The organism is Nonomuraea sp. NPDC049028 (assembly GCF_043197735.1).
In the GTDB taxonomy this organism is placed as follows: Bacteria; Actinomycetota; Actinomycetes; order Streptosporangiales; family Streptosporangiaceae; genus Nonomuraea.
The window spans coordinates 244,565-270,303 of the sequence record NZ_JBICTR010000015.1 but is presented as its reverse complement, the minus strand read 5'-3'; the positions used below and the strand labels follow the sequence as shown (position 1 = coordinate 270,303).

The window sequence follows — 25,739 nt, the reverse complement described above, 5'->3', positions numbered from 1 at the left end:
GTGATCAATACATCACGCGGCGTCACAGGTCGAGATCGAGGAGGGCATCTTTACTCCCGGGATGAAGATCCTGTAACCGCGGCTTGGCCCTCGTCATAAGCGCAGCGGAGAGGAAGCTCGCCACGAGCATGCCACCCGCGACCCAGCAGGTCACCTGGATCGCGCCACCAGGAGAACCGGACATGGAGCCGTTGAGGTAGACGCTGCCCAGGACGGCGACGCCGAGCGTGGCGCCGAGTTGCTGGACGGCGTTGAGCAGGCCGGCGGCTGAGCCGATCTCTTGCGGCTTGAGCGGTTTCAGCGCGGCGGTGAAGAACGACGGGGTGAACACCCCGACGCCGAGGCCCGCGACTCCCAGGGCGCCGAGCAGCGGGGTGGGATAGGTCGTGGGGGAGGCCGCGTGGTACACGGCGATGGCGGCCACTATGCCCACCCCCAGCGTGGCGAGTCCGGCGAACATCACCCGCCGCCCGTAACGAGGAACCAGATACGCGCCCGCCATCCACGACGACACCGCCAGGCACACCGACCAAGGCGTCATGGTCAGACCCGCGGTGCGCGCGTCGGCGCCCACTCCCAGCTGCAGGTGCAGGACCACGACGAACATCAGCCCGGTCGTCACCGCGAAGAACAGGGCGGACGTCACCAGCGCGGCCGGGAAGACGCGATGCGCGAACAGGCTGGTCTCCACCAGCGAACTGCGGCCGAGCCCGGCTCGCCGTCGCTGCTGCAGGCCGAAGCCGAAGACGGCCGCCAAGCCGATGCCGATGGCCACCCAGTTTTCCGTCGACATGTGCGCCGTCCCAGCCCCGATCAGGGGGTAGACGATCAGAGCCGTGCCGAGCATCGCCAGCGCGGTGCCCGCGGGGTCGAGACCCGGTCGCCGCGGCGCGCGGTCCTCGATCAGGGTCGGCGCGACGGCCAGCACGGCGACGCAGAGCGGGACGTTGACCAGGAACGCCGACCGCCATGACGAGCCGAACAGGTCGGCCTGGGTCAGCACGCCACCGAGAATGGGCCCGCAGACAGCGGCCAGACCCATGACGGGACCGATGCTGCCCAAGGCCTTGGACATCTCCTCGCCGTCGAACATGGCGCGGATCAGGCCGATGGTCTGCGGAATGATCGCCGCGGCCGCGGCGCCTTGCACGGCGCGGAAGCAGATCAGCGCGCCGACCGAGTCCGCCAGGGCGCAGGCCAGCGACGCGGCGAGGAATCCCGCGACACCGATCCGGAAGACCAGCCGCCGACCGGCGATGTCACCCAGCCGGCCCCCGGTGATCAGCAGCAGGGCGAAGGGCAAGGTGTACGCCGTGCTGAACCACTGCATGTCCGACGCCGACCCGCCCAGGTCGGCCCGGATCGCCGGCGTGGCGACCTGCACGATCGTCGAGTCCAGCAGATTCATGGCCTCGGCCACCAGCAACGCCGCCAGCGCCACCCACCGCCACCGGTAAGCCCTCCTCGGGGGCGATGACACATGTACCGACATCCCACGTTCCTCTCCAACTCCGCGAACCCGCGCCGTCGACGGGCGGGGTCCCAGCGTGAAAGAGGCCGGGTCGGTTGTTCCATCTGGAATGTATAGTTGGCGACTATCTTCCATAACTGACGGATTTGTGAGGGAAATGCTCACGCTCGACGATGTGGACCGCGGGCTGATCCACGCCCTGAGCATTGACGGGCGAGCACCCTTCGGCCGTATCGCCGAGGTGATCGGTACCTCGGCGCAGACCGTGGCCCGCCGCTATCGGCGGCTGCGCGCTGAGGCCGCGCTGCGCGTGGTCGGGCTCCCGAACCCGGATCGGGCAGGCCAGACCCAGTGGATGATCCGGCTCACCGCCACCCCGTCCACCGTGCGAGATCTTTCGCATTCGCTGGCCCGGCGAGCCGACACCTCGTGGGTCAAACTGGCCTCCGGAGGTACGGAGATCTTCGCCGTCATCCACGCGCCGAATGGTGCGCAGGCCGTACCGTCGCTGCTGCTGCACGACATCCCCCGAAGGGCCGGCATCACCGCGGTCTCCGCCCACTGCCTGCTGCACACCTACCTGGGCGGGCCGACCGGGTGGCGAGGCCGCCTCGAGACCCTCACCGAACAGCAGCAACAGCGGCTCGCACAGGCCCGCGACACTGATTCGCCAGCCCGCCGGCCATCACCGACCCATCAATCGGCCCACCCGCCATCGTCGGCCCCTCAGTCGGCCCCTCAGTCGGCCCGCCAGTCATCTCCGACTGATCGGCAGACTGATCGGTCGGCCGATCGGCTGGCCGATCAGCCGACGGATCAGTCGGACGGTCGGCCGCCGCTGGCGCGCGTCGATCACGACCTGATCGACGCTCTGCGTCACGACGGCCGGGCGACGCACGCCGACCTCGCCGCGGCCACCGGAGTGTCCCAAGCCACCGTCGCCCGCCGTCTGGCCGAACTCCGCGCCAACGAGGCGATCTTCTTCGATGTCGAGGTCGCCCCCGCCGTTCTCGGGGCCACCACCCAAGCCCTGCTCTGGATGTCCGTTCAGCCAGGACAGCTCGACCGAGTCGCGACCACCCTGGCCGGTCACCGTGAACTCGCCCTGGTGGCCGCCACCACCGGCCGGACCAACCTGCTGGCAAACGCGCTCTGCCGCAGCCCCGCCGATCTGCACGATTACCTCACCCATCGGCTGGGTGGCCTCGACGCCATTCACACACTCGAAACGGCCCCCGTGCTGCACACCGTCAAGGCCGCGGGCCCACTGGTCCCGATGGGCACGCGCGCACAGTCGTCCATGCCGTACTGACACGAAATTTCCGGACAGGGCAAGTTAAGTCATTCGCAAGAAGCACGCCCATAATTTGGTCATGCCGTCGATGAGTGAGCTGAGAGCAGGAGATCCCGCCGGTCTCGGAGGTTATGAGATCCGCGGACGGCTGGGAGAAGGCGGACAAGGCGTCGTTTATCTGGGCGTCGACGAGCAGGGCGACCAGGCCGCCATCAAGTGGTTACGGCCGAACCTGGCGGGCGACGTGGTCGCGGCCGAGCGGTTCGCGCGGGAGGCGGCCGTGGCGCAGCGGGTGGCGCCGTTCTGCACCGCGAAGGTGCTGGCGACCGGGGTGCATGAGGAGCGGCCGTTCATCGTCAGCGAGTACGTCGAGGGGCCGCCGCTGCGGCAGGTGGTGACCGAGGAGGGGCCGCGCGCGGACGCCGCCCTGTACCGGCTGGCCATCGGGAGCGTCACCGCGCTGGCCGCCATCCACCAGGCGGGCATCGTGCACCGCGACTTCAGCCCGAACAACGTGCTGCTCGCCGGCGAAGGCCCCCGGGTGATCGACTTCGGCATCGCCAAGGCGCTCGACGCCACCTCGACGATCACCTCCACCCCGGTGGGGACGCCCGCGTTCATGGCGCCGGAGCAGGTTCTGGGGCAGCCGGTGGGGCCGGCCGCTGACATGTTCGCGTGGGGGAGCACTATCGTGTTCGCCGCCACGGGCACCGGGCCGTTCGAGGCGGAGTCCGTGCCGGAGATCGTCGACCAGGTGCTCTACAACGAGCCCGATCTGTCCTCACTGACCGGGCCGCTGCGCGAACTCGTGGCCGCCTGCCTGTCAAAGGACCCCGCCCGGCGGCCTACCGCCGAACAGGTGATCATGCGGCTGCTGGAGCATCCCACGTCGAACCCCGCGGAACTGGAGCAGGCGGCCGCCGTGGTCAGCGGCTCCCCGTCCCGCCCCTCGCTTCCGCCTCAGCCCTCGTCCAACCCCTCGGCTCCGCCTCAGCTTCCACTCCAATCCCAGCCGCCGTCCCAGCCGGGGCCGGGGTTCCCCATGCAGCCTCCGTCTCACCCCTCGGCTCCGCCTCAGCCTCCGTTCCAGCCCCAGCCGCCGTCCCAGCCGGGGTCAGGGTCCCCCATGCAGCCCCCATATGGACAACCCCCATACGGTCAGCCTCCGTACGCGCAGTCGGGGCCGTACCCCCAGGGGCCGTACCCCCAGGCTCCGTACGGGCAGCCGGGGTCATACCCCGAGGGGCCGCAACCGCAGTCGGGGCCGTACCCCCAAGGGCCGCAACCGCAGGCGGCGCACCCGTACGGGCCACCACCCCAAGGTCCGATCCCGCAGGGCCCGTCACTACAGGGCCCATCTCCGCAGGGCCCGCCACTACAAGGTCCACCTCCGCAGGGCCCGCCACCACAGGGCCCGTCTCCACAGGGTCCGTACGCGGAGTCGGGGCCGCACCAGCAGGCGCAGTGGGTCTCCCCGAGCACGCAGGGGCAGTCTCCGCAGTACGGCTCCGGCCCGCAGGGGCCGCCGCCTCGATCGGGCGGGAAGAAGAGCTACGTGGTGGCGGCGATCGCCGCGGCTGTGGCCATCGTCGCGACCGTCGTCGTGGTGGCCGTCGCGCTGACCAACCTGCCCGGCCCGCCGACCCTGACCTCCTCCCCGAGCGCCGAAGGCACGGCCACATCCGCGGCCCCGACGGTCGTTCCCACCGCGAACCTGGTCACCTCAACGCTTCCCGACACCGACGCGGTCATCTACGAGAATCCGGGCGATGCCGTCAGGCTCACCACCTACCTGGTCCGCGACGCGAAGACTCAGAACTGGATCTACTACGCCCGGGACTCCCTGGCCGGACCGTTCACGAAATATCCGGACATGTGGGAGAGCATGCTGTCGCCCAACGGCCGGTACCTGGCCCAGCGCGGCAAGAAGTTCGTCGACGGCTACGACAGCGTCAAGATCACCGACAAGGTGTCGGGTGAGGCGTTCACGGTCAAGACGTCACGCCAGCCGCTCAGCGCGTACGTGCAGGGCTGGTCGCGTGACAGCGGCCGCCTGCTGTTCAACGTCGGCAACCCGGTGAAGGGGGTCTGGCAGTCGACCGGGTTCGCGATCGTGACCGTCGCCACCAGGCAGGCCACGGTCGCCTCGCTCAGGGAGGGCTCGCTGCACGGCATCCGTTACGGCTTCGACCAGGCCGACACGGGCGTGGTGGCCCTGTCGAACGACGCCAAGCAGCAGGCGCTGCGCTTCTTCGACGCGAACGGGGTGCGGCTGCGCCGGATCCCGAACGTGGGGTCGGGTATCGCCGAGTCGCTGTTCTCGCCGTCGGGCAAGCAGTTCGTCACCAACTGCCCCGGTCTGGGCAGCGGCAACAACTGCGTCTACGACGCCCAGACCGGCACCGAGCTGAAGCGCTTCGAGTCGCCCTGCACCGGCCTGGCCACCTGGTACGACGACAGCCATCTGGTCTGCTGGATCAGGCCCGACGCGAGCGCGGAGAAGCAGCAGATACAGGTGGTCGATTTCACGGGCACCGCGCTGCGCCTGCTGGCCGAGATACCGACGAACAGCTCGAACATGGACGTGATCTACACCTTCCCACGCCGGAACTAGCCCAATTCCCCGCGTGTCACCGGAACTTGCCCAGTTTCCGCATGTCACCAGAACCAGCCCTGTTCTCCACGGGTCGCTGTCCACGGGCTACACCGATGACACCGAGTGCTGGATCAGCCCTAGCGGCTGACCTACGACAAGGCGGTATGTGCGAAAAAGACAGGACTAGCGGACGCGGCCCCTGGGCCGCAGCCGGGTGCCCGGCAGGACGGGCGCGGGGAGCGGGCCGCCGTCGAACCCCTCGACGGCGCCGAACCCCTCGCCCTCCATCCACTCCTTGCGGAACGCGACGATCTCGTCGTGGTCGCGGCCGACGAAGTTCCACCACATCACGATCTCCTCGGCGAACGGCTCGCCGCCGATCAGCAGCACCCGCCCGCGCCCGCTCAGCCGCAACAGGCTGCGGCCCGGCGGCAGATAGAGCAGCGGTCCCGCCTCCAGCGGCTCGACCTCCCCGTCGAGCAGCAGCACCCCATGCTCGAAGCCGGGGTCGAGCGGCACTTCGGCGTTCCCTTCGACGGCCACCTCGGCGCCCACCAGGGGGCTGTAGGTGGTCGCGGGCGAGGTCACGCCGCCGAGCGACCCCATGATCACCGTGGCGTCGAACCCGGTGCCGGACCGCACGGGCAGTGACGCGTGGTGCTCGAACCCGGGCCCGGTACGCCGGTCCGCGTCGGGCAGCGCCACCCACAACTGAACGCCGTGCAGCAGCGTCTCGGGCGACTCCTCCGAGTGGGAGATGCCGCGTCCGGCGGTCATCAAGTTCAGCTGGCCAGGGCGTACCTCCTGGAGACTGCCGACACTGTCGCGGTGCAGCACCTCGCCGGCGATCAGCCAGCTCACAGTCTGCAGACCGGTGTGCGGATGCGGAGGCACCCGCATCACCGCCACCTCGGGGCCGTAGGCGTCCACGAAGCACCACGCGCCGATCATGCGGCGGTGCGCGTTGGGCAGCGTCCTGCTCACCGACATGCTGCGCGGACCGCCCAGCGGCACCGCGCGTCCGGCGAGCAACTCGGTCTCACCACCGCTCTCGGCAGCGCAGCGGATCTCGTCGGGGTCCTGCTCCAGGTTGCTCACGTTATGAACTGTACGACGGCACTGTACGGCGGCATGGGTCAGCTCTCGGTGGGTGTGGGTGTGGGTGTGGGTGTGGGTGGGGGTGTGGTGCGGGGGCGGGAGGCGGAGTACGGCGGCATGGGTCAGCTCTCGGCGGGTGCGGCTGCGGGCACGGGGGCAGAGACGGAGGCGGAGTACGGCGGCATGGATCCGCACTCAGCGGGTGCGGGAGCGGAAGCGGTGGCGGAATATGGCGGCATGGGTCAGTTCTCGGCGGGTGCGGGAGTGGAGGTGCGGCGGCGGGCCAGGAGTGACTGCGCGATGCCCACCACGACGATCGCGAGCGGGAAGACGGTGCCGACCAGCAGCCCGGCACGGAGTCCTGAGCCGTCGCCGAGCAGGCCTTCTTGGGTGACAGCGCCGTCCCCGAGCAGGCCGCCTTGGGCGACGGCGCCCGCCAGCCACGGGCCCGCCGCCGCCCCCGCGTCGCCGAACATCGCCAGGACCCCGAACATCGCGGTCCCGCCCAATGGGAAGCGGGCGGCCGTCAGGCTGAACGTCCCCGGCCACATCAGGCTGACCGCCAGCCCGCACACCGCACACCCGACCAGGCTGAGCACCGGGTCCCGGGCCAGGGCGGCGGTGAGGTAGCAGGCGGTGGCCAGTACGCCGCAGGCGATCACGGCGGGCAGCAGGGGGATCCGGCTACCCCAGAGACCGTAGGCGATCCGGCCGAGTCCCATGAGCACCGCGAACAGGCAGGGTCCCGCGAGGTCCCCCCACACCTTGGCCACGCCCAGCCCTTGCTCGGCGAAGAGCGAGGACCACTGCGACATGGTCAGCTCGGCCGCGCCCGCGCAGAGCATGAGCAGGAGCGCCGCCGCGAAGAACGGGGTCCGCAGCAGCGCCCCGAGCCCGGTCCGGTGCTCCTCGGGCACCGTCGCGGGCAGCGGGACCCGCAGGAAGAGCACGAGGCCGGCCAGGGGTACGAGTGCCCACAGCAGCGGCAGCGCCTGCCAGGCCGCGTCGCCGATCCAGGCCAGCACCAGCGTCGTGCCCAGCACGACGGCGACCTGGCCCCAGCAGTAGAAGGAGTGCAGCAGGCTCATCCTGGCGGCCCGGTGCTCAGCCGGTGCGGGCAGGGCGTCCACCACCGGGCTGACCAGGACCTCCAGCAGCCCGCCGCCGATCCCGTAGATCACCACCGCCACGGCCAGCCCTGTGTAGGGCGACGGCAACGCCGACGGAGCGACCGCCAGCAGCACCAGCCCGGCCACGCTGAACACGTGCGCCAGTGCCAAGGGCACCCGGTAACCCGTCCGGTCCACCACCTTGACCGCGATCAGGTCGGTGACGAGCTGGGTGGCGAAGTTGAGCAGGACCAGGCGGCCCAGCATCTCGTACGGCACCTGATAGCGCGTCTGGAAGACGATGAACAGCAGTGGCGCCAGGTTGTTGACGATGGCCTGGGTGACATATCCGGCATAGCAGGCCCGCCGGGTGTGGTCGAAGGTGGTCAGCCCAGGGTCTCCCACCAGCCGTCGACGGCCGGAGCGCCGTCGGTGTCGACGGCCTCACCGGGGCGTGGCACCACGATCTCGACGTCGCGGGCCTTCGCCTCGCGCCACAGCCGCTCCACCGGCTCCGCCCACGGGTGCAGCGCCAGCGTGAACGTCGCCCAGTGCACCGGCAGCAGCAGCCTGCCGCCCAGGTCGAGGTGGGCGTTGACCGCCTCTTCCGGGTTCATGTGGATGTCGGGCCAGGAGGGGCTGTAGGCGCCGATCGGCATCAGCGTCAGGTCGAACGGGCCGTGCGCCGACCCGATGCCCCGGTAGCCCTCGAAGTAGCCGGAGTCGCCCGCGTAGAAGACCCGCTTGCTCGCTCCGGCCACCACCCAGGAGCCCCACAGCGTGTCGTTGCGGGTGAGGACGCGGCCGGAGAAATGGCGGGCGGCCGTCGCGATGAAGCGCAGCCCGGCCACCTCGGCCTCCTCGTCCCAGTCGAGCTCGATGATCCGGTAGGCGGGCACGCCCCATCGCTCCAGGTGGGCGCCGATGCCCAGCGGCACCAGGAACGGCGCCTTCTGCGTCGCGGTGAGCGTGCGCACGGTCCCCATGTCGAGGTGGTCGTAGTGGTCGTGCGAGATCGCGATCGCGTCGACCTGCGGCAACCGGTTCAGCGGGACGGGCACCGGGTGGTGCCGCTTCGGCCCGACAAGCTGCGACGGCGACGGCCGTCTGCTCCACACCGGATCGAACAGCACCCGACGCCCCTCGATCTCCACCAGCGTGGAGGCGTGGCCGTACCAGATCGCTCTCAGCCCGGTGGGCGACGGGTCGCCGGTCGGCGGCACGCGCAGCGGAACGGGGCCGGACGGGCGGCGCAGGTCTCTGTCCTTGGACATCTCGCGCAGCAGACCCGGGGGCGGCGCGGACAGCATGGTGGTGGATTCCGGCATCGGGTTGTAGAAGGCGCCGTCCTTGAACTGCGGGGAGCGCCGCACCCTGGCCGCCCGGTCCGGTCCCGAGGTCAAAGGCCGCACGCCCAGCTCGGCGGGTACGTCACGCAGGGCCCAGCCCGCCGCGGCCAAGGCCGCCCCGCCTACGAGAATCCGTCGTATCGTCCGCAGTCTCGCCATCGCTCACACTCCCCTGAAAGTCGGTCCACACCACTCAACTGATCGCGATATCTCCGATGTTCCCGATTTCGACGATATATCGCGATAGATTCAGACCGTCTTGATCGCGCCGCCGTCGATGACGTAGTCGGCGCCGTTGACGCTCGCGGCGTGTGGTGAGGCCAGGTAGGTCACCAGGGCGGCGACCTCCGCGGGAGCGACGAATCTACCCGTCGTCATCCCCGTGCTCGACGGCAGCCCCGCCAGGAGCTGGTCGTGCTCCAGGCCCATCTTGGCGGCGAGCGCCGCGCCGTAACCGTTGGGGTCCTCCCACATCGACGTGCGGCTGGCGCCGGGGGAGACGGTGTTGACCCGCACCCCCTGCGGCCCGAACTCCTCGGCCAGCGCCTTGCCGAACGCGGTCAGCGCGGCCTTGGCCGTGGTGTAGGTGATCGGGCCGGCGTGCGGCATGCGGGCGCCGTTGGAGGAGATGTTGACCACGGTCCCGCCCTGTCGCAGCAGGCTGGGCAGGGCGGCCCTGGTGGCGCGGACGGCGCTGAGGAAGTTGAGATCGTGGGTCTGGTGCCAGTGCTCCTCGGTGAAGCCCAGGAACCCGTCCAGCTGTCCCTCGCCGCCGTCGCCGCCGCCCACGTTGTTGACCAGCAGATCGAGCTCGCCCAGCTCGGCCAGGGCGGTGCCGATCAGCTCGGCCGGGCCTTCGGCGCTGGACAGGTCGACCGCGATCGCCGTCGCGCCGGTCTCCTTCAGCTCGGGCGAGATCGTCCGTGAACCGGCCACGACCCGCATCCCCTCCGCTCGCAGCGCCGCGACGATGGCGAGACCGAGGCCCCTGCTGGCGCCGGTGACGACGGCGGTCTTGCCGGTGAGTCGCATGTCCATGGTGACGCGTGCCTCCGTAAGTGCATCGCTGATGATGCTAGGAAGGTAGCAGTTGCAACATCAGTGTTGCAACTCTGGAGTGTATGGTTGCACTGTGGAAGCGAGTCAGCAGGGGCGCGCGCTGCGTTCCGACGCCGAACGGACCGTACGCACGATCCTGGAAGCGGCCGAGCGGGTGCTCAGCAAGAATCCGTCGGCCAGCATGGAGCAGATCGCCGAGGCGGCCGGGGTCGCCCGCACGACCGTGCACCGGCGTTTCGCGTCCCGCGATGCCCTGGTCAGCGCGATGGAAGGGTGGGCCACGCGGCAGTTCGCGGCGGCGGTCGAGTCCGCCAATCCCGAGACCACGCCGCCGCTGGTCGCGCTCTACCAGGTCACGGCCAGCGTGTTGCGGGTGAAGATCGATTGGGGCTTCGCGATGAGCCGCGCGTCGTCGGACCCCGAGGTGGCCCGCGTGCACTCAGAGGTCGAGGACAGGTGCGACCAGCTGTTCCGCAAGGCGCAGGCCACCGGCCTGCTGCGGGCCGACGTGGATCCGGCGTGGGCCAGGCGTGTCTACTACGCGCTGATCCACGAGGCCGCGCAGAGCCAGGGCGACGACGCCGACACCCTGGCCACGCTCCTGGTCGACACCCTGCTACGGGGCGTCGGCACCGACCGGGGCCTGGGATAGTCGTCCCGCAACGCGTCGGCACCGACCGGGGCCTGGGATAGTCGTCCCGCAACGCGTCGGCACCGACCGGGGCCCGGTCGACACCTTGCCATGCGGTGTGGGCACTGACCGGGCCTGGGCTGAGAACTGGGTCGGCAGATGGCACCTGGCAGATGCTGCTGACCGCGATCCAGACCGAGCCGCCCGGCTGCTCTCACCGAGGCGGCGCCGGCGATGCGGTCGCATGTTCGGGCTCAGCTTGCTTTGACCAGCAGTCGGCGTGGCCAGTAGACGAACCCGTCGCTCCACACCACGGCCGACAGGTCCTCCTGCGCGTGCAGTCCTGGCAGGCGTGTCACCAGAGCGTGGAACGCCTCCTGCAGTTCCATTCTCGCCAGGTTCGCGCCTAAGCAGTAGTGAGGGCCATGGCCGAATGCCAGGTGCGGAGTGGACTGGGCATGGGTGAACCTCTTCACGTCGAACCGCAGCGGGTCCTGGAACACCGACGGGTCGTGGTCGGCGGCCCAAAGGTTGGGCAGCACAACCGTGCCGGCCAGGATGGTCCCGCCGGACACCTCGACGTCATCAGTGATCCGCCGGAGCATGCCGTTGGAGCCAGGTCCTTCGTGACGCAGGATCTCCTCCACCGCCGGCTCGACCAGTTCGGGATGGGCCGCGAGTTCGGCGTACTGGTCGGCGTGGCAGAGCAGGCGGAAGCTGCCCCGGACGATCATTGAGGCGGTCGTCTCGTGCCCGGCCATGATCAGCGTGAACACCATGTTGGTCAGCTCGTCCTCGCTGAGCCCATCGCCTTCATCGCGTGCCGCGATGAGCAAGTCGATCAGGTCCTCGCCGGGCTCGGTCCGGTGCTGCTCGATCAGCTCCCGCGCATAGGCCGTGAACGCGGCGAATCCCTGGGCCCGAGCGTCGGCGCTCGCGTCCGAGGCGGACAGAAACATCTCCGTCCAGCCGCGGACCTGCTCGAAGCGGTCCATCGGCACGCCGAGCAGCTCGCAGATCACCCGAGCGGGCAGCGGCAGCGCGAAGCCCGCGACCATATCGAACTCATCACCGGCCGCGTCGATCAACTCGCCGGCGATGGCCGCCACGCGGGGCCGCCAGCGTTCGATGTGCCTGGGTGTGAACGTGCCGTGCATGATGCGCCGGTATCGGGTGTGCTCCGGCGGATCCTGGTTCATCAGCGCCGCCGGGTCGTCGTCCAGGAATGTGCCGCTGACCATTCTGGGCAGGCCGGGCTCACGCAGGTTACGACTGCTGGCCGGCGAGGTGAGCACGCTGCGGACATCCGCGTACCGGACGATCATGGGCACCCGGTCACCGCTCGGCAGCGTGGCCGCCTCCATCGGCGCCTCAGCGTACCGGCGGGTCAGGTCGGGCGACGGGGTGCCGTACGGTCCAGGGGGAAGGTCCGGCCAGGTCGATGTGGTGCTGGACTGTTCTGTCAAAGCCGCCTCCGGGCGATGTCGTCGTCCAACAAGCTCGCCGGGAACGTACGAAACAAGCCGCCGACGGTCAAGACCCCAACCATGCGTGGAAGGGGTGCGTGGAGCGGCTGGCCTGGTCCTTTGGCTCCAAACCTGATCCAAGGAACAGCTCTCAGCCGTCCTGCCCGCCGTCTGGGGGCCGGATCTCGATGGGCGGGCTCAGGCGGGGATGCGCGCGTACGGGCTGATGTCGATGGGTGGGGTTTCGCCCAGTGCGAGCGCGGCGGCGATCTGGCCGGTGAACGGGCCGGCCGTCAGGCCGTACGCGCCCAGGCCCGTTGCCACCACCACCCGGTCGGTGAGCCGGTCGATGAGAGCCGTGCCCGCCCCGTACACCGGACGCAGGCCCACCCTCGTCTCCACCACCCTCGCGCCGTCCAAGCCGGGCGCCAGTCGCAGGCCCGCCGCCAGCACCTCGTGGATGCCGCCGAGGGTGACGTACGGCGAGAACCCGGCGTCCTCCACGGTCGCACCGACCACCAGTCGCGAGCCGGGGAAGCCCAGCAGGTACGGCCCGCTCCGGGGCAGCACGATCGGCCAGGAGGTGGTGTCCACCCCCTCGAGGGCGGCATGCACGATCTGCCCGCGCCTGGGGGACACCGGGATCTCCACCCCGAGCCCCCGGCACACCTCCCCGCTCCAGGCTCCGGCGGCCACGATCACCACATCCGCCTCCACACGAACCTCGGCCGGCGACTTGAGCCTGTCGCTCGGTGCTCCCACCTCCCGAGTCGGGGACTCAAGCCTGCTTCCCGGCATCGCCGCCTCCCCGGCGTGCGGCTCCGGGCCGGGCGCGCCGGTGGTGGTGCGGAGGAGCGGATCGCCGTCGGGTGTGGTGTGGAGGAGCACGCCGCCGTCGGGGGTGAGGGTCGCGGTGCCCGTACGGAGGTCGGCGCCTTGGCGGATGGCGGCGCGGAGGAGGGCGTCACGTACCGCCCGACCGTCCACCCGAGCGGCCCCCGGCACGTGGATCGCGCTCAGACCTTCCCTGAGCGGCGGGAACAGTGCCGACGGAGCCGCCACATCCGTGATGTCCCCCATTTCGGGTGCCTCCGGATGGCGGCGCAGCAGGAGGGCGCGTATCGGCTCCAGTTCGCCCGGGTCTGTGGCCACCAGCAGCGCTCCGACCCGTGCGTACCCGATGTCCTCGCCGAGCGCCGACACCAGATCCGGGTAGCGGCGAGCCCCCTCGCGCGCCAGCGTGTACCAGGCGTCGTCGTCGGGATGGTCCACCCACGGGCACACGATGCCCGCGCCGGCCTCCGTCGCTCGCCCGCTGAAAGCCCCGTCCACCACCGTCACGGACACTCCGCGCCCGCTCAGGTGCCAGGCCGCGGCCGCTCCGACGATTCCGCTCCCGATCACCGCAACACGCATGTCCCCATGATCGCAGCCAGGAGGACGCCGAACGAAGCGGGTCAGCCGCCGGCGGTCCAGCCGTACGTCTTCATGAGGTGAGCCGCCACGCGGGCGAACCGCGCACCGTCGAGCACCGCGCCCTCACGCCTGATGTCGTCCTCGTCCAGGCCGAACACCCGGTCCAGCCGCAGGTAGGACGTCTTGCCGTCGCGCCCCCACACGCCGACCTCCAGCCAGTCGGGGCCGTCGTCGCCCTGGCTGGACAGCATCATGCCCAGCAGCCTGCGTCCGGTGCGGCCCACGATCAGCAGCGGCCGGTCCTTGCCGCGCTCCGGGTCCTCCTCGTAGGGGACCCAGGCCCAGACGATCTCGCCGGGGTCGGCCAGTCCGTCGAGGTCGGGGGAGTAGGACAGGGTCGCCGCCTGGCTGAGCGAGTGGATCTCCCGCACCGCACCGCGGGCGGGCCGGGGGTCCTCACCTGAATCACGCACGCGAGGGAGCTTACGCCACCGGGCCGTCGTTGATCGAATCCGGTGCGGCTATCCGGGAATGCCACGAAATATCGGCAAACAGGAGGCGGCGATCGTGCTCAGCCTCGTCCTCCGACGGTGACAGCGGCGGGGAAAGGGACGGGGACACGTCAACGGTCGCGACCCGGGCTCTCCGTCGGAGATCCTGGAGGAGCGAGCAGGCGGCGCAGTGCCGCGGGGGTGCGGCCGGCGTGGCGGCGGACCGTGCGGGTCAGGTGGGCCTGATCGGCGAACCCCAGCTCGGCGGCCAGCAGCGCCAGGTTCGCCGCGCCGCCCTCCAGATGGTCGAGGGCCCGCCCGACGCGCACCCGGTTGCGGTAGTGGGTCAGGGATATGCCGAGCTCTCGGGTGAAGGCCCGGCTCAGCTGGTACGGCGAGACAGCCAGGAACTCCGCCAGCGGCAGGAGCCCATCGGCGGCGGGATGGCCCGCGGCGATGGCCTCCCGGGCACCCTCCACGATCACCTCCGAGCTCGCCGGAGCCCGGCCGCGCCGCGCCGGCATGGGGGTGAGCCGGGCGAGGGCGGTGGAGAGGAGGGGCAGCAGCGCTTCGGCGAGCTCGAAAGCCGTGTCGCCGGTGCGGGCGGCGGCCAGGAAGCGGCGGTGCGCCAGGTCGAGGCGGGCATCCACATAGATCGTGGAGCGGGAGGGCACCACGTTGTCGCCCGCGAGCGAGCGCCACAGATCCGGCGTCACGCACAGGGAGGTGCACACGTCGCCACCCGCCGGGTGTGCGTAATGCTCCTCCTCGCCAGGAATGCCGAGATAGGCCATCGTCGGATCCACCACGGCGGCCCGCCCGTCGGCCTTGCGGCGGAAGCGGCCGCGGCGCACCAGCACCACCCGGTAGGCGGAGCTCGTTTCGGGCGGCGACCACCTGCGGTGATCGTCGTGGCAGGTCACCGCGTCGAGGGTGAACCCGGACCCGGTGCCGAGACGGACTGCTGAACGCACCTGCCGAACCCTACGCTCCGGCTACGACAATCCTGCCGCCATCGCGCCGGCACACGACGGTATGCCCAGCACCGGCGCGCAGTGCCGCCCAGCGCCGCCGCGCCAGCGGACGGAAAGCGCGGCGCCGCGGCATGGTGCCGCCAGTCGGCGAACGCCCAGCGGCGGTGCAAGGATGTTCAAGACCCGGTCGCCCGCCCCGCCCCACCCTGGACCCATGACAACAACCATCACGGTCTCCACCGTGATCTTCGACTGCCAGGACCCGGCCGCTCTCGCCGACTTCTACGCCAAGGCCACCGGCGGCCGGATCGCCCACAGCGACGACGACTTCGCCACCGTCGAGGGCGGCCCCGTCGGGCTGGCGTTCCAGCGTGTCGCCGGCTACCGCGGCCCCGGCTGGCCCGGCGACGCCAAGCACGTCCACCTCGACCTCCAGGTCACCGACGTCGAGCTCGCCGTCAAGGAGCTGGTCGGGCTCGGCGCCGCCGTACCGGAGTTCCAGCCGGGTGGCGCCGACTGGACCGTGCTCACCGACCCGGAAGGCCACCCGTTCTGCGTCGCGGCAGGTGCCTGACCCCATGGCCGCCATTCACAAGGAGACGGTGCTCGACGTCCCCGCCGAGCGGGTGTGGGCGGTCCTGCGCGAGGCCGGCCGGGTTGATCTGCTCGCGCCCGGGTTCGCGCTCGAGTGCCACCTGGAGGGCGATGTCAGGATCGTCACGTTCTTCAACGGAGCCGTCGCCCATGAGCTCATCCTGGACGTCGACGACGAGGCCCGCCGCATCGCCTACGCCATGGTCGACAGCCCGCTCGGGCTGCGGCACCACAACGCGTCCTCGACAGTGGTGGACGAGGGCGACGGCCGGTCGCGGTTCGTCTGGCACGCGGACCTCTACCCTGAGGAGGCGGTGCCCGTCGTCGCCGGGTTCATGGATCGGGGGCTGAGCGCCATGAAGAACGCCCTGATGTCCTCGGCGAGCAGCGTCGGCGCCTGAAGCGCGGCGTAGTGGCCGCCGTCGGGGAACTCCGACCAGCGCACCACGTTGTGCGCGACCTCGGCGTAGCGCCGCACCGAACTGTCGCCGGGGAAGACCGCCACGGCGGTCGGCGTCCTGCCCGGCTCGGCGGGCGGCTCCCAGGCTGAGGCGCCCTCGCGGTAGAGACGCGCGGAGGAGCCCGCCGTGTCCGTGAGCCAGTAGATCGTCACATTGGTCAGGATGTCGTCGCGCGACAAGCCGCCGATGTCCTGACCCCAGGAGGCGTACGCGTCGAGGTTCCAGGCGAGCTGCCCGGTCGGCGAGTCGGCCAGGCCGTAGGCCAGGGTCTGCGGCCTGGTCCCCTGGATCATGGCGTACCCGGAGTAGTGGCGGTGCCAGCGCTCCACCCCCTTGGCCCGCTCCACCTCGGCCGCGCTCAGTCCCGCCTGGTCGTCGTTGACGAGCGTCGTGAGCGCGTTCAGATGCACCCCGACGACGCGGTCCGGGTCGAGCCTGGCCACCTCCGGGGAGATCAGCGAGCCGAAATCGCCGCCCTGGGTGCCGTACCGCGGATAACCGAGCCTGCTCATCAGCTCCGCCCAGGCGGCGGCGACGCGCCGCACGCCCCAGCCGGTCTCCGCCGTCGGTCCCGAGAAGGCGAAGCCGGGGATCGACGGGATGACCAGGTGGAAGTCGCGGTTGAGAGGTTCGGCGACACGCGCGAAGTCGGCGAACGTGCTGGGCCACCCGTGCGTCAGCAGCAGCGGCAGCGCGTCCTCGCGGGGGGAGCGCAGGTGCGCGAAGTGCACGCGCTGGCCGTCGATCACGGTCGTGTACTGCGGAAGGGCGTTCAGCCTGGCCTCGTGTGCACGCCAGGAATAGCCGTCGAGCCAGTATTCGGCCAGCTCGCGTACCGCTGGAAGCGGTACGCCGTAGGACCAGCCGACGCCCTCCAGCGCGTCGGGCCAGCGCGTACGGCGCAGCCGCTCCGCCAGATCGGTCAACGCGGCCTGCGGGATATCGATCACGAATTTCTCCATGTCGCCAAAGCTAGGCGGCATTGCGGCCAGGATCAGGACACAATTGCCCTTGTGTTGGACACCTCCGCCAGGCTGCTCCGCCTGCTGTCCCTGCTGCAGGCACGGCGCGACTGGCCCAGCGCCGACCTGGCCGAACGGCTCGGCGTCGCGGTCAGGACCGTGCGCCGTGACGTCGAGCGGCTGCGCGGTCTCGGCTATCCGGTCCACTCCACGCCGGGTGTCTCCGGCGGCTACCGGCTGGGCGCGGGCGCCGAGCTGCCGCCGCTGCTGCTGGACGACGACGAGGCCGTGGCCGTCGCAGTCGGCCTGCGCACGGCCGCGGGCGGCACGGTGACGGGCATCGAGGAGACCTCCCTGCGCGCCCTCGCCAAGCTGGAGCAGGTGCTGCCCGCCCGGCTGCGGCACCGGGTCAACGCGCTGCAGACCCACACCGTGCCGATCACCACCGGCGGTCCGACGGTCGCCGCCGAGGTGCTGACCGCCGTGGCCGCCGCCTGCCGCGACCACGAGCAGCTCCGCTTCGACTACACCGGCCGCGACGGCGTCACCACCGAGCGCAAGGCCGAGCCGCTCACCCTGGTCAACTGGTCGCGCCGCTGGTACCTGGTCGGCTGGGACGTCGACCGGCGGGACTGGCGCACCTACCGCGCCGACCGCCTGCGCCCGCGCACGCCGAACGGTCCCCGCTTCACACCGCGCGAGCCGCCAGGCGGCGACGTCGCGGCCTGGGTCGAGCGCCGAATGGGTCACGACATGTGGCCGATCCAGGCCCGCGTCCTGCTGCACGCTCCTGCCGATCAGGTCGCGGGCCGTACGGCGGGCGTCGTCGAGCCGGTCGGCGAGGACACCTGCGTGCTGACATTGCGCGGTGACGACCTGTATCTGATCGCCGTGGTCGTGGCCTTCCTCGACCTCGACTTCGAGGTACTGGAGCCGGTCGAGCTCAAGGAACGGCTGCGCGGGCTCGGGCGGCGACTCACCACCCTCTAGAATCTCATTCTGTGACGTCAGCGTTCTTCACGCGTAAGACGGGCGAGTTCGTGCCCGCTCCGCACGCCCGCAGCCCTTGGTCGCCCGACATGCTCCACGGCCGCCTGCTCGGGGGCCTGGCCGCCATGGCCGTCGAGCAGGAGTACGGTGAGGCGGACCTGCGGTTCGCCCGGCTCACCGTCGATCTGTTCCGCAACAGCCCGATGCTCCCGGTCACCGTCGAGACCGAGCTGGTCAGAGACGGGCGCCGGATCCGGGTGGCCGACGTGACGATCCGTACCGACCAGGGCGTGATCGGCCGGGCCAGCGCCGTGCTTCTCAGGCAGAGCGAGCAGCCGGACGGCGAGCGGAACGACACGCCCGCCTGGGACGAGCCGCCGCCCGCCGGACCGCCTGTGACGGGCGGGGAGTGGGAGCCGCCGTTCGACCTGTGGCGGCTGACCGACTGGAGCGAGCCGGGCCCCAACCGGGTCTGGCTGCGCGAGACCCATCCGCTCGTGGACGACGAGCCGGTCACGCCGTTCACCAGGGTGGCGCTCGCGGCCGACTTCGCCAGCCCGCTCAGCACCGGCGGCACCGGCGGCGTGCACTTCATCAACGCCGACTACACGATCACGCTCGGCCGGGTCCCCGAGGGGGAACTGGTCGGCGTGGAGGCGACCGGGCACCTCAGCGACGGCGGCGTCGCCACAGGGCAGTGCACCCTGCACGACGCCGCCGGGCCGATCGGCTTCTGCCTCGTGACCGCCGTGGCCAATCCGATCCCCTTGCGGACCCGCTGAAGAACAGGACGAAGCCGTTCGAAACGGGCCCGCTTTAGAACGCGGCCGCTGAAGACTACGCGGGGCGCTCGGTGCGGTCGCCGGACCAGTCGGTGTGGTAGGCGCCCTCACGGTCCACCCGAAGATAGGTGTGCGCGCCGAAGAAGTCGCGCAGCCCCTGGATCAGCGCGGCGGGCAGCCGCTCACGGCGCAGCCCGTCGTAGTAGGCCAGCGCCGAGGAGAAGCCCGGCGTCGGCACGCCGATCTGCACCGCCGTGGTCACCACCCGGCGCCAGGACTCCTGCGCCAGGTTCAGTGCCGCCGCGAACGTCGGGTCGGCCAGCAGCGTCGGCAGCGCCCGGTCGGTGTCGTAGGCGGCGCGGATCCGGTCGAGGAAGCGGGCCCTGATGATGCAGCCGCCCCGCCAGATCGTGGCCATGGCGCCCAGGTCCAGGTCCCAGCCGTACTCCTTGGAGGCGGCGGCCATCTGGTCGAAGCCCTGCGCGTAGGCGACGATCTTGGAGGCGTACAGGGCCTGCCGTACGTCCTCGATCAGCTCCCGCCCGCCGACGCCCGACAGCTTCGGCCCCTCCAGGGACGCGGCGGCGGCGCGCTGCTCCGGGTGGCCCGACAGCGCGCGGGCGAACACCGCCTCGGCGATGCCCGTCACCGGTACGCCCAAATCGAGCGCGCCCTGCACGGTCCAGCGGCCGGTGCCCTTCTGCTCGGCCTGGTCCACCACGACGTCCACGAACGGCTTGCCCGTGGCCGCGTCGACCTGGTCGAGCACCTCGGCGGTGATCTCGATCAGGTAGGACTCCAGCTCGCCCTGGTTCCACTCGCGGAAGACCTCGGCGAGCTCCGCCGGGGTGGCGCCGAGAGCCTGACGCAGCAGGTCGTAGGACTCGGCGATGAGCTGCATGTCGGAGTATTCGATGCCGTTGTGCACCATCTTGACGAAGTGCCCGGCACCGTCGGGGCCCACGTGCACCGCGCACGGGACGCCGTCGACCTTGGCCGAGATGTCCTGCAGGATCGGGCCGAGCGCCTCCCACGACTCCTTGGAGCCGCCGGGCATGATGCTCGGGCCGTTGAGCGCGCCCTCCTCGCCGCCGGAGATGCCGGTGCCGACGAAGTGGATCCCCTTGTCGCGCAGGGCCGCCTCGCGCCGCCGGGTGTCGGCGAAGTGCGCGTTGCCGCCGTCGACGATCATGTCGCCCGGCTCCATCAGCTCGGCGAGCTGGTCGATCACCGCGTCGGTGCCCGGACCCGCCTTCACCATGATGATCGCCCGGCGCGGCCGCTTGAGCGAGGCCACGAAGGCGGCCAGCTCCTCCGACGGTACGAACGTGCCCTCGCCGCCGAACTCCTTGACCAGCTGCTGCGTCCGGCTGGGCGTGCGGTTGTGCACGGCCACCGCGTAGCCGTGCCTGGCGAGGTTGCGCGCCAGGTTCCTGCCCATGACCGCCAGGCCGGTGACCCCGATATCTGCCAAGTCCATATCAAGCTCCTCTGTGGGGGATACGCATGATCCAGCGGTAGAGGTTCGGCTGGATATTCCAATATTTCAGTCGCTTTGGCGTACGCCCAGCTCGTCGAGCCGATGCAGCATGTCAGCCGGATCGGAGTACACGCGGAAAGCACCCGCGCGCTCCAGTTCGTCCCTGCCGTATCCGCCGGACAGCACCCCGATCCCGAGCGCCCCCGCCCGGCGGGCGGCGAGCAGGTCCCAGACACTGTCTCCTACCACCATCGCATGCCGCACATCCACCTCCAGCAGCGCCGCACCCGCAAGGAACAGGTCGGGGTCCGGCTTGGCCCTGCGCACCATGTCGCGGGTCACCATCGGAGTGTCCTCCGGCAGGCCCAGCATGCCCAGCGCCAGCCGGGCCGTACGCGCGTAACCGCTGGTCGCGATCGCCCACGGCACGCCGCGCGAGGTCAGCTCGCTCAGCAACTCGGCGGCGCCCGGCAGCGGGCGGACGGAGTCGATCTGCTCGGTGTAGGCGTCACCGTGGATCGTCTGCAACTCGTCGATCTGCTCCGCCGACAGTTTCAGCCCCGTCTCCCGCAGCAGCGCGCTCACGAACAGCCCGCCACTCATCCCGATGCGGCGGTGGATGCGCCACACCGACAGGTCGATGCCCAGCCCGGACAGTGCCTGGCGCCAGGCGATGACATGCTGGTAGACGCTGTCGATCAAGGTGCCGTCGAGGTCGAAGAGGAACGCCGGTGTGGGTGCGTGCGGGAACTCCGTCATGGCTCCATGACACCACGGCCGCCATGAACGCCATCATCGCGGTGCGGCTGCCCGCCGCCCAGGCGGTCATGCCAGAGTGAGGGGCATGACGGAATATCGGGTACTCGGACATACCGGTCTCAAGGTCAGCCCTCTTTGCCTCGGCGCGATGATGTTCGGCGGGTTCGGTGAGGAGTCGGCCGAGAAGTCGGCCGACATCATCGACCGCGCCCTCGACTCGGGCATCAACTTCATCGACACCGCGGACGTCTACTCGCGGGGCCAGTCGGAGGAGTTCGTCGGCAAGGCCCTGGCCAGGTCGGGCAAGCGCGACGACGTCGTCCTGGCCACCAAGTGCCACGGTGCCATGGGTGACGGCCCCAACGAGGGTGGCAACTCGAGGCGCTGGATCTTCCAGGCCGTCGAGAACAGCCTGCGCCGCCTCGGCACCGACTGGATCGACCTTTACCAGATCCACCGCCCCGACCCCGCCACCGACATCGAGGAGACGCTCGGCGCCCTCACCGACCTCGTCCGGCAGGGCAAGGTCCGCTACATCGGCAGCTCCACCTTCCCCGCGCACCAGGTGGTCGAGGCCCAGTGGGCGGCCGAGCGGCGCGGGCTCGAACGCTTCGTCTGCGAGCAGCCCCCGTACTCCCTGCTCGCCCGGGGCATCGAGGCTGACGTGCTGCCCACCGTCCAGAAGTACGGCATGGGCGCCATCGTCTGGAGCCCGCTGGCGGGCGGCTGGCTGAGCGGCCGCTACCGCAAGAACCAGGAACTGCCGGAGAGCCGCCGCGCGAGCCGGCTGCCGCACCGCTACGACATGAAGCTGGAGGTCAACCAGCGCAAGCTCGACGCCGTCGAACAGCTCGCCGTCCTGGCCGAGGAGGCCGGGCACACGCTGATCGAGCTGTCCCTGGCGTTCACGATCAGGCACCCGGCGGTCACCTCGGCCATCATCGGGCCACGCACGATGGAACACCTGGAGGGCCAGCTCAGCGCCCCCGAGGTACGGCTCAGCGACGACGTACTGGACAGGATCGACGCCATCGTGGCGCCGGGCGTCACCATCAACCCGGGCGACGAGGGCTGGCAGCCCCCGCAGCTGTCCGACGCGAAGCTCCGCCGGCGCCCCTGACCGTCACCGGGCGAGTGCCGCCAGCTCGCGGCACTCCTCCAGGGAGTGCTGGGACAGCTCCTCGCGTACGGACGGCACACACACCGCCGCCATGGACAGGCTCGTCACCCCCAATCCCACCAGCACCGGGGCGAGCCGGGGATCGCCGGCGGCCTCCCCGCAGACGCCGACCGGCTTGCCGGCGGCGCGGCCGGCGTCCGCGCAGGCGGCGATGAGCTTCAGGAGCGCGGGCTGCCACGGGTCCAGGAGGTCGGCCAGGCCGGGGTGCTGACGGTCGGCCGCGAAGGTGTACTGGCTGAGGTCGTTGGTGCCGATGCTGAGGAAGTCCACCTCCGCCAGCAGGCGGTCGGCCAGCAGGGCGGCGGCCGGCACCTCGACCATCGCGCCGACCCGGGTGAGCCCCCGGGCGCGGGCGCGGCGGGCGAAGCCGGCCGCCTCCGCCGGGGTGGTGACCATCGGGGCCATCACCCAGGCGTCGGCGCCCGTCGCGCGGGCCGCCTCCGCTATCGCGTCGAGCTGCGTGTCCAGTACGGCCGGGAGCACCCGGTCCACCCGCAGGCCGCGGATGCCGAGCGCCGGGTTCGGCTCCGGCGGCAGGCCGAGGAACGGCAGCGGCTTGTCCGTGCCCGCGTCGAGCGTGCGCACCACGACCGTCCCGGCCCGCGCGAACACCTCGGCGTAGGCGGCCACCTGCTCCTCGAACGACGGCTCCTGCTTGCGGTCCAGGAACAGGAACTCGGTCCTGAACAGCCCGACCCCCTCCGCGCCCGGCCGGAGGTCGGCGGCCGAGCCGATGTTGAGCAGCAGCTTGACCGGGTGGCCGTCGGCCGTCCTGCCGGGGCCGCTGCTGTTCGCCAGGCGCGCGCGCTCCTCCCGGTCGCTCCTGCGGAGCTCCGCCACGGCCTCGTCCGTCAGGCCGACGCCGACCTGACCGGTCTTGCCGTCGACCGAGATGACCGTGCCGTCGGCCAGGGCGGTGATGCCCGCGCAGGCGACCACGGCGGGCAGGCCGCGGCCGCGCGCCAGGATCGCGGTGTGGCTGGTCGGGCCGCCCTTCTCGGTGACCAGCGCCACCACGTCCGTGCCCAGGCCCGCCGTGTCGGCGGGGGAGAGGTCCTCGGCCACCAGGATGTACGGGTGGCCGGGGGCGGGGATGCCGGGCATCGGCAGGCCCAGGCAGGCGGCGACGGCGCGGTGCTTGAGGTCGTCCAGGTCGGCGGCCCGCTCGGCGAGATAGCCGCCCAGGGCGGCCAGGGTCTCGCGGTGGTGGGTGAAGGCGGCGTCCAGGGCGTGGGGCGCGTCCAGGCCGCCGCGGACGGCGGCCTCGGCGTCTTCGCGCAGCATCGGGTCGTCGGCGATCATGGCGAGGGCGTCGAGGATCTCCGCCGCGTCACCGCCACCCGCGAGGGCGCCGCGTTGCCGCAGGTCGGCGGTGACCGACTCCAGGGCCTTCACTACTGCGGCGGACTCTGCGGCAGGGTCGGCGACCTGTCGGGGGCTGGGAAGTACGGGCGGCGGCGCCATGCGTATCACCGGCCCCGCGGCCCGCCCCTGACTGACCCCCAGCCCTGCCAACTCCGTATCCGGCGGGACCTCGGCCGGTCGGCCGGGGTCAGCCATCGAGGGCCCCTTCCGCGTCCAGATCCTGGGCGAGCAGCGCCACCAGCGCGTCCAGCGCGGCGTCCGCGCCCGGCGCGTCCGACTCCAGCGTCACCTCGGTGCCCTGGGTGGCGCCGAGCGACAGCACGCCGAGCATGCTGTTCGCGGGCACCGACTTCTCGCCCACCCGGATCCGCACCGGAACCCCCAGCCGCACCGCCTCCTGGACGAACAGCTTCGCGGGCCGCGCGTGCAGGCCGCTCGCCGATGCCACCGTCACCGTACGTTGTGCCATCACAACCCCCCTCAGGGCTCGATCGTGACCTTGATGGCCGCGCCCCGGCTGACGAGGTCGATCCCGTCGAGCACCTGGGACAGCGGCAGCCGGTGGGTGATCAGGTCCGCCACCGGCACCAGACCTTCGGCGATCAGCCCGAGGGCCTCGGCGTTGTGCGCCGGGCTGGAGCCGTTCGCGCCGACGATGGTCAGCTCGCGGTAGTGCACCAGGTTGGAGTCCAGGGCGATGATCGGGGCGTCCTTGGGCAGGCCGCCGAAGAAGCTGATCCTGGCCTGCCTGGCCGCCATGCGCAGGGCCTGCTCCTGGGCCGCGCCGGAGGCCGCCGCCGTGATCACCACGTCGGCGCCGCGGCCACCGGTCAGCTTGAGCACCTGGTCCACCGCGTCGGTGTCGACGACCGCGTCGGGGCGTACCAGCTCCGCCGCCATCGCCAGCCGGTCGGCGTTCACGTCGACCAGGAACACCCGCGCGGCGCCGCGCGCGCGGGCCAGCCGCACGTGCAGGCAGCCGATCGGGCCCGCGCCCATGACGACCACGTCGTCACCCGGGCCGACCCGCGCCAGTGACTGGCCGTTCAGCACGCAGGCGAGCGGCTCGGCCACCGACGCTTCGGCGAAACCGACGCCTGACGGGATGACGTTGACGCCGTTGACGGCCCGCACTTTCGCCGGGATCACCATGTACTCGGCGAAACCGCCGTCGTAGTGGTAACCCATCGACTCCTGGTTCGGGCAGACGGTGAGGCGGCCGCGCCGGCACTCCTCGCAGGTGCCGCACGGAATGGCCGCGATGACCTGCACGCGTTCGCCCGTGCCGACCACCTCGCCGGCGATCTCGTGGCCCATCACCCGGGGCGGGCGGATGTGGTGGTGGCCGTGCTTGAAGATCTTGGCGTCGGTGCCGCAGGTCGAGCAGTTGCGTACCCGGATCTTCAGCTCGCCGGGACCGGCGACCGGCTCCGGCGCGTCCTCCACGCGGATGTCCCCTGGGGCGTGGAAACGGGCGACCTTCACGATCTGAGCTCCTTCATGACTTGGCCGACCTCCGTCGCCTCACGGAGTGCTCTGGCGCGTTCGGGGTCGAGCAGGATGTCGGCGAGCGCCGCCAGCAGCTGTACGTGCCCGTCGTTCTTCGCGGCGATGCCGACGCAGAAGGTGACGGGCTCGCCGCCCCAGTCGACGCCGTCCGGGAAGCGTACGACGCAGATCGCGTCGTGCCGGACGACCTCCTTGGCGGCCGCGGTGCCGTGCGGGATGGCCACGCCCTCGCCGACGTAGGTGGAGATCGTCTGTTCGCGTTCGAGCATGGCGTCGATGTACGGCTCGGCGACCGCGCCCACGTCTACCAGGGCGCGCCCGCACCGCCTGATCGCCTCGTCCCGGTCGGCCGCGCTCTCGTGCAGGAGTACGGCGCGCGGATCGAGCAGGTCGTCACGCATCGACCGTGCCACCGTTCTTGATGGTGGCGACCAGCTTGGTCACGGCCGGGTCGCCGAGGAAGATCTGGAAGGACACCAGCACCTTGCCCGGCGCCGAGACCCTGGCCCGGGCGGCGAGCCCGGAGTGACAGACCACCACGTCGGCGTCGGCCGGGATCTCGTTGACCGGCGTGTGCTCCACGGTGACGCCGGTGTCCTTGAGCTGCTTGCGCAGCTGGCTGGCGAGCATGACGCTGCTGCCCATGCCCGCGTCGCAGGCCACGATGATCTTGTGAATGTCCTTGCTGTCGATGCTGGCCATG

25 protein-coding genes are annotated in these 25,739 nt (G+C 71.1%); 8 read left to right on the top strand and 17 right to left on the bottom strand.

The window, feature by feature from the left end; all coding sequences use genetic code 11:
• Window positions 1–22: 22 nt before the first annotated feature.
• On the bottom strand, window positions 23–1,492 hold the full coding sequence (locus ACGFJ2_RS48820; RefSeq protein WP_393480301.1) for an MFS transporter: 1,470 nt from the start codon (window positions 1,490–1,492) through the stop codon (window positions 23–25).
• A gap of 136 nt (window positions 1,493–1,628) precedes the next feature.
• On the opposite strand from ACGFJ2_RS48820, the gene ACGFJ2_RS48815 reads away from it, so the two are divergent.
• Both ACGFJ2_RS48815 and ACGFJ2_RS48810 read left to right on the top strand, forming a co-directional pair.
• Window positions 1,629–2,783 carry an Lrp/AsnC family transcriptional regulator gene (locus ACGFJ2_RS48815; RefSeq protein WP_393480494.1) on the top strand — a complete coding sequence of 385 codons (1,155 nt, stop codon included), beginning with the start codon at window positions 1,629–1,631 and terminating at the stop codon, window positions 2,781–2,783.
• A 61-nt stretch (window positions 2,784–2,844) separates the two neighbouring features.
• Window positions 2,845–5,379, top strand: a complete 2,535-nt coding sequence (locus ACGFJ2_RS48810; RefSeq protein WP_393480298.1) for a serine/threonine protein kinase — start codon at window positions 2,845–2,847, stop codon at window positions 5,377–5,379.
• A 165-nt stretch (window positions 5,380–5,544) separates the two neighbouring features.
• Here the strand turns inward: ACGFJ2_RS48810 and ACGFJ2_RS48805 are convergent, their stop codons facing one another.
• The 4 genes from ACGFJ2_RS48805 to ACGFJ2_RS48790 form a co-directional block, all read right to left on the bottom strand.
• Complete coding sequence (locus ACGFJ2_RS48805) at window positions 5,545–6,459, bottom strand: pirin family protein (RefSeq protein ID WP_357953246.1); 915 nt, start codon at window positions 6,457–6,459, stop codon at window positions 5,545–5,547.
• Between the two features lie 242 nt (window positions 6,460–6,701).
• The gene (locus tag ACGFJ2_RS48800; protein WP_393480296.1) at window positions 6,702–7,973 is read right to left on the bottom strand and encodes an MFS transporter; all 1,272 of its coding nucleotides are present in this window, start codon (window positions 7,971–7,973) and stop codon (window positions 6,702–6,704) included.
• Window positions 7,955–9,076, bottom strand: a complete 1,122-nt coding sequence (locus tag ACGFJ2_RS48795) for an MBL fold metallo-hydrolase (RefSeq protein WP_357953243.1) — start codon at window positions 9,074–9,076, stop codon at window positions 7,955–7,957. The genes ACGFJ2_RS48800 and ACGFJ2_RS48795 overlap by 19 nt, the downstream gene beginning before the upstream one ends.
• A gap of 90 nt (window positions 9,077–9,166) precedes the next feature.
• Entirely contained in the window at window positions 9,167–9,955 is a 789-nt protein-coding gene (locus ACGFJ2_RS48790) for an SDR family NAD(P)-dependent oxidoreductase (RefSeq protein ID WP_393480293.1), read from the bottom strand.
• A 94-nt stretch (window positions 9,956–10,049) separates the two neighbouring features.
• Between ACGFJ2_RS48790 and ACGFJ2_RS48785 the strand changes: the two genes are divergently transcribed.
• Window positions 10,050–10,628: a helix-turn-helix domain-containing protein gene (locus ACGFJ2_RS48785; RefSeq protein ID WP_357953239.1), complete on the top strand. Its 579-nt coding sequence runs from the start codon at window positions 10,050–10,052 to the stop codon at window positions 10,626–10,628.
• A 233-nt stretch (window positions 10,629–10,861) separates the two neighbouring features.
• On the opposite strand, the gene ACGFJ2_RS48780 is transcribed toward ACGFJ2_RS48785, so the two are convergent.
• The 4 genes from ACGFJ2_RS48780 to ACGFJ2_RS48765 form a co-directional block, all read right to left on the bottom strand.
• Complete coding sequence (locus tag ACGFJ2_RS48780; protein WP_393480291.1) at window positions 10,862–12,073, bottom strand: cytochrome P450; 1,212 nt, start codon at window positions 12,071–12,073, stop codon at window positions 10,862–10,864.
• Window positions 12,074–12,271: 198 nt separating this feature from the next.
• Window positions 12,272–13,489, bottom strand: a complete 1,218-nt coding sequence (locus ACGFJ2_RS48775; RefSeq protein WP_393480288.1) for an NAD(P)/FAD-dependent oxidoreductase — start codon at window positions 13,487–13,489, stop codon at window positions 12,272–12,274.
• 41 nt (window positions 13,490–13,530) lie between these two features.
• Entirely contained in the window at window positions 13,531–13,962 is a 432-nt protein-coding gene (locus tag ACGFJ2_RS48770; RefSeq protein WP_357953234.1) for a type II toxin-antitoxin system PemK/MazF family toxin, read from the bottom strand.
• Window positions 13,963–14,111: 149 nt separating this feature from the next.
• On the bottom strand, window positions 14,112–14,954 hold the full coding sequence (locus tag ACGFJ2_RS48765; protein ID WP_393480284.1) for a helix-turn-helix domain-containing protein: 843 nt from the start codon (window positions 14,952–14,954) through the stop codon (window positions 14,112–14,114).
• A gap of 214 nt (window positions 14,955–15,168) precedes the next feature.
• Here ACGFJ2_RS48765 and ACGFJ2_RS48760 point away from each other — a divergent pair, with 214 nt between their 5' ends.
• Together ACGFJ2_RS48760 and ACGFJ2_RS48755 are read left to right on the top strand one after the other, a co-directional pair.
• Complete coding sequence (locus ACGFJ2_RS48760) at window positions 15,169–15,528, top strand: VOC family protein (protein WP_393480283.1); 360 nt, start codon at window positions 15,169–15,171, stop codon at window positions 15,526–15,528.
• Window positions 15,529–15,532: 4 nt separating this feature from the next.
• Window positions 15,533–15,949, top strand: a complete 417-nt coding sequence (locus ACGFJ2_RS48755) for an SRPBCC family protein (RefSeq protein ID WP_393480280.1) — start codon at window positions 15,533–15,535, stop codon at window positions 15,947–15,949.
• Here the strand turns inward: ACGFJ2_RS48755 and ACGFJ2_RS48750 are convergent.
• A complete protein-coding gene (locus tag ACGFJ2_RS48750) occupies window positions 15,847–16,971 on the bottom strand; it encodes an epoxide hydrolase family protein (protein ID WP_393480278.1) in 1,125 nt (374 codons plus the stop codon). The two genes, ACGFJ2_RS48755 and ACGFJ2_RS48750, sit on opposite strands and share 103 nt — an antisense overlap.
• A 51-nt stretch (window positions 16,972–17,022) precedes the next feature.
• On the opposite strand from ACGFJ2_RS48750, the gene ACGFJ2_RS48745 reads away from it, so the two are divergent.
• Together ACGFJ2_RS48745 and ACGFJ2_RS48740 are read left to right on the top strand one after the other, a co-directional pair.
• Complete coding sequence (locus ACGFJ2_RS48745; protein WP_393480275.1) at window positions 17,023–17,961, top strand: helix-turn-helix transcriptional regulator; 939 nt, start codon at window positions 17,023–17,025, stop codon at window positions 17,959–17,961.
• A gap of 11 nt (window positions 17,962–17,972) precedes the next feature.
• Entirely contained in the window at window positions 17,973–18,743 is a 771-nt protein-coding gene (locus tag ACGFJ2_RS48740; protein ID WP_358182573.1) for a thioesterase family protein, read from the top strand.
• A gap of 55 nt (window positions 18,744–18,798) precedes the next feature.
• On the opposite strand, the gene gndA is transcribed toward ACGFJ2_RS48740, so the two are convergent.
• Both gndA and ACGFJ2_RS48730 read right to left on the bottom strand, forming a co-directional pair.
• Window positions 18,799–20,223 carry an NADP-dependent phosphogluconate dehydrogenase gene (gndA, locus tag ACGFJ2_RS48735; RefSeq protein WP_357953220.1) on the bottom strand — a complete coding sequence of 475 codons (1,425 nt, stop codon included), beginning with the start codon at window positions 20,221–20,223 and terminating at the stop codon, window positions 18,799–18,801.
• A gap of 66 nt (window positions 20,224–20,289) precedes the next feature.
• A complete protein-coding gene (locus tag ACGFJ2_RS48730) occupies window positions 20,290–20,982 on the bottom strand; it encodes an HAD family hydrolase (protein ID WP_357953218.1) in 693 nt (230 codons plus the stop codon).
• Between the two features lie 85 nt (window positions 20,983–21,067).
• On the opposite strand from ACGFJ2_RS48730, the gene ACGFJ2_RS48725 reads away from it, so the two are divergent.
• Window positions 21,068–22,102 carry an aldo/keto reductase gene (locus tag ACGFJ2_RS48725; RefSeq protein WP_393480272.1) on the top strand — a complete coding sequence of 345 codons (1,035 nt, stop codon included), beginning with the start codon at window positions 21,068–21,070 and terminating at the stop codon, window positions 22,100–22,102.
• Window positions 22,103–22,105: 3 nt separating this feature from the next.
• Here ACGFJ2_RS48725 and ptsP read toward each other — a convergent pair whose 3' ends face one another.
• The 5 genes from ptsP to ACGFJ2_RS48700 are packed head-to-tail and all read right to left on the bottom strand — an operon-like array spanning window position 22,106 to window position 25,738.
• A complete protein-coding gene (gene ptsP / locus ACGFJ2_RS48720) occupies window positions 22,106–23,722 on the bottom strand; it encodes a phosphoenolpyruvate--protein phosphotransferase (protein WP_393480269.1) in 1,617 nt (538 codons plus the stop codon).
• Window positions 23,715–23,996 carry an HPr family phosphocarrier protein gene (locus tag ACGFJ2_RS48715; RefSeq protein WP_225292945.1) on the bottom strand — a complete coding sequence of 94 codons (282 nt, stop codon included), beginning with the start codon at window positions 23,994–23,996 and terminating at the stop codon, window positions 23,715–23,717. The genes ptsP and ACGFJ2_RS48715 overlap by 8 nt, the downstream gene beginning before the upstream one ends.
• An 11-nt stretch (window positions 23,997–24,007) precedes the next feature.
• A complete protein-coding gene (locus ACGFJ2_RS48710) occupies window positions 24,008–25,012 on the bottom strand; it encodes a zinc-dependent dehydrogenase (RefSeq protein WP_357953212.1) in 1,005 nt (334 codons plus the stop codon).
• The gene (locus ACGFJ2_RS48705; protein ID WP_393480266.1) at window positions 25,009–25,449 is read right to left on the bottom strand and encodes a PTS sugar transporter subunit IIA; all 441 of its coding nucleotides are present in this window, start codon (window positions 25,447–25,449) and stop codon (window positions 25,009–25,011) included. The genes ACGFJ2_RS48710 and ACGFJ2_RS48705 overlap by 4 nt, the downstream gene beginning before the upstream one ends.
• Window positions 25,430–25,738, bottom strand: coding sequence for a PTS lactose transporter subunit IIB (locus ACGFJ2_RS48700; protein WP_357953209.1), 309 nt, complete (start codon window positions 25,736–25,738; stop codon window positions 25,430–25,432). Before ACGFJ2_RS48700 ends, ACGFJ2_RS48705 begins: the two co-directional genes overlap by 20 nt.
• Between the last annotated feature and the right edge of the window lies 1 nt (window position 25,739).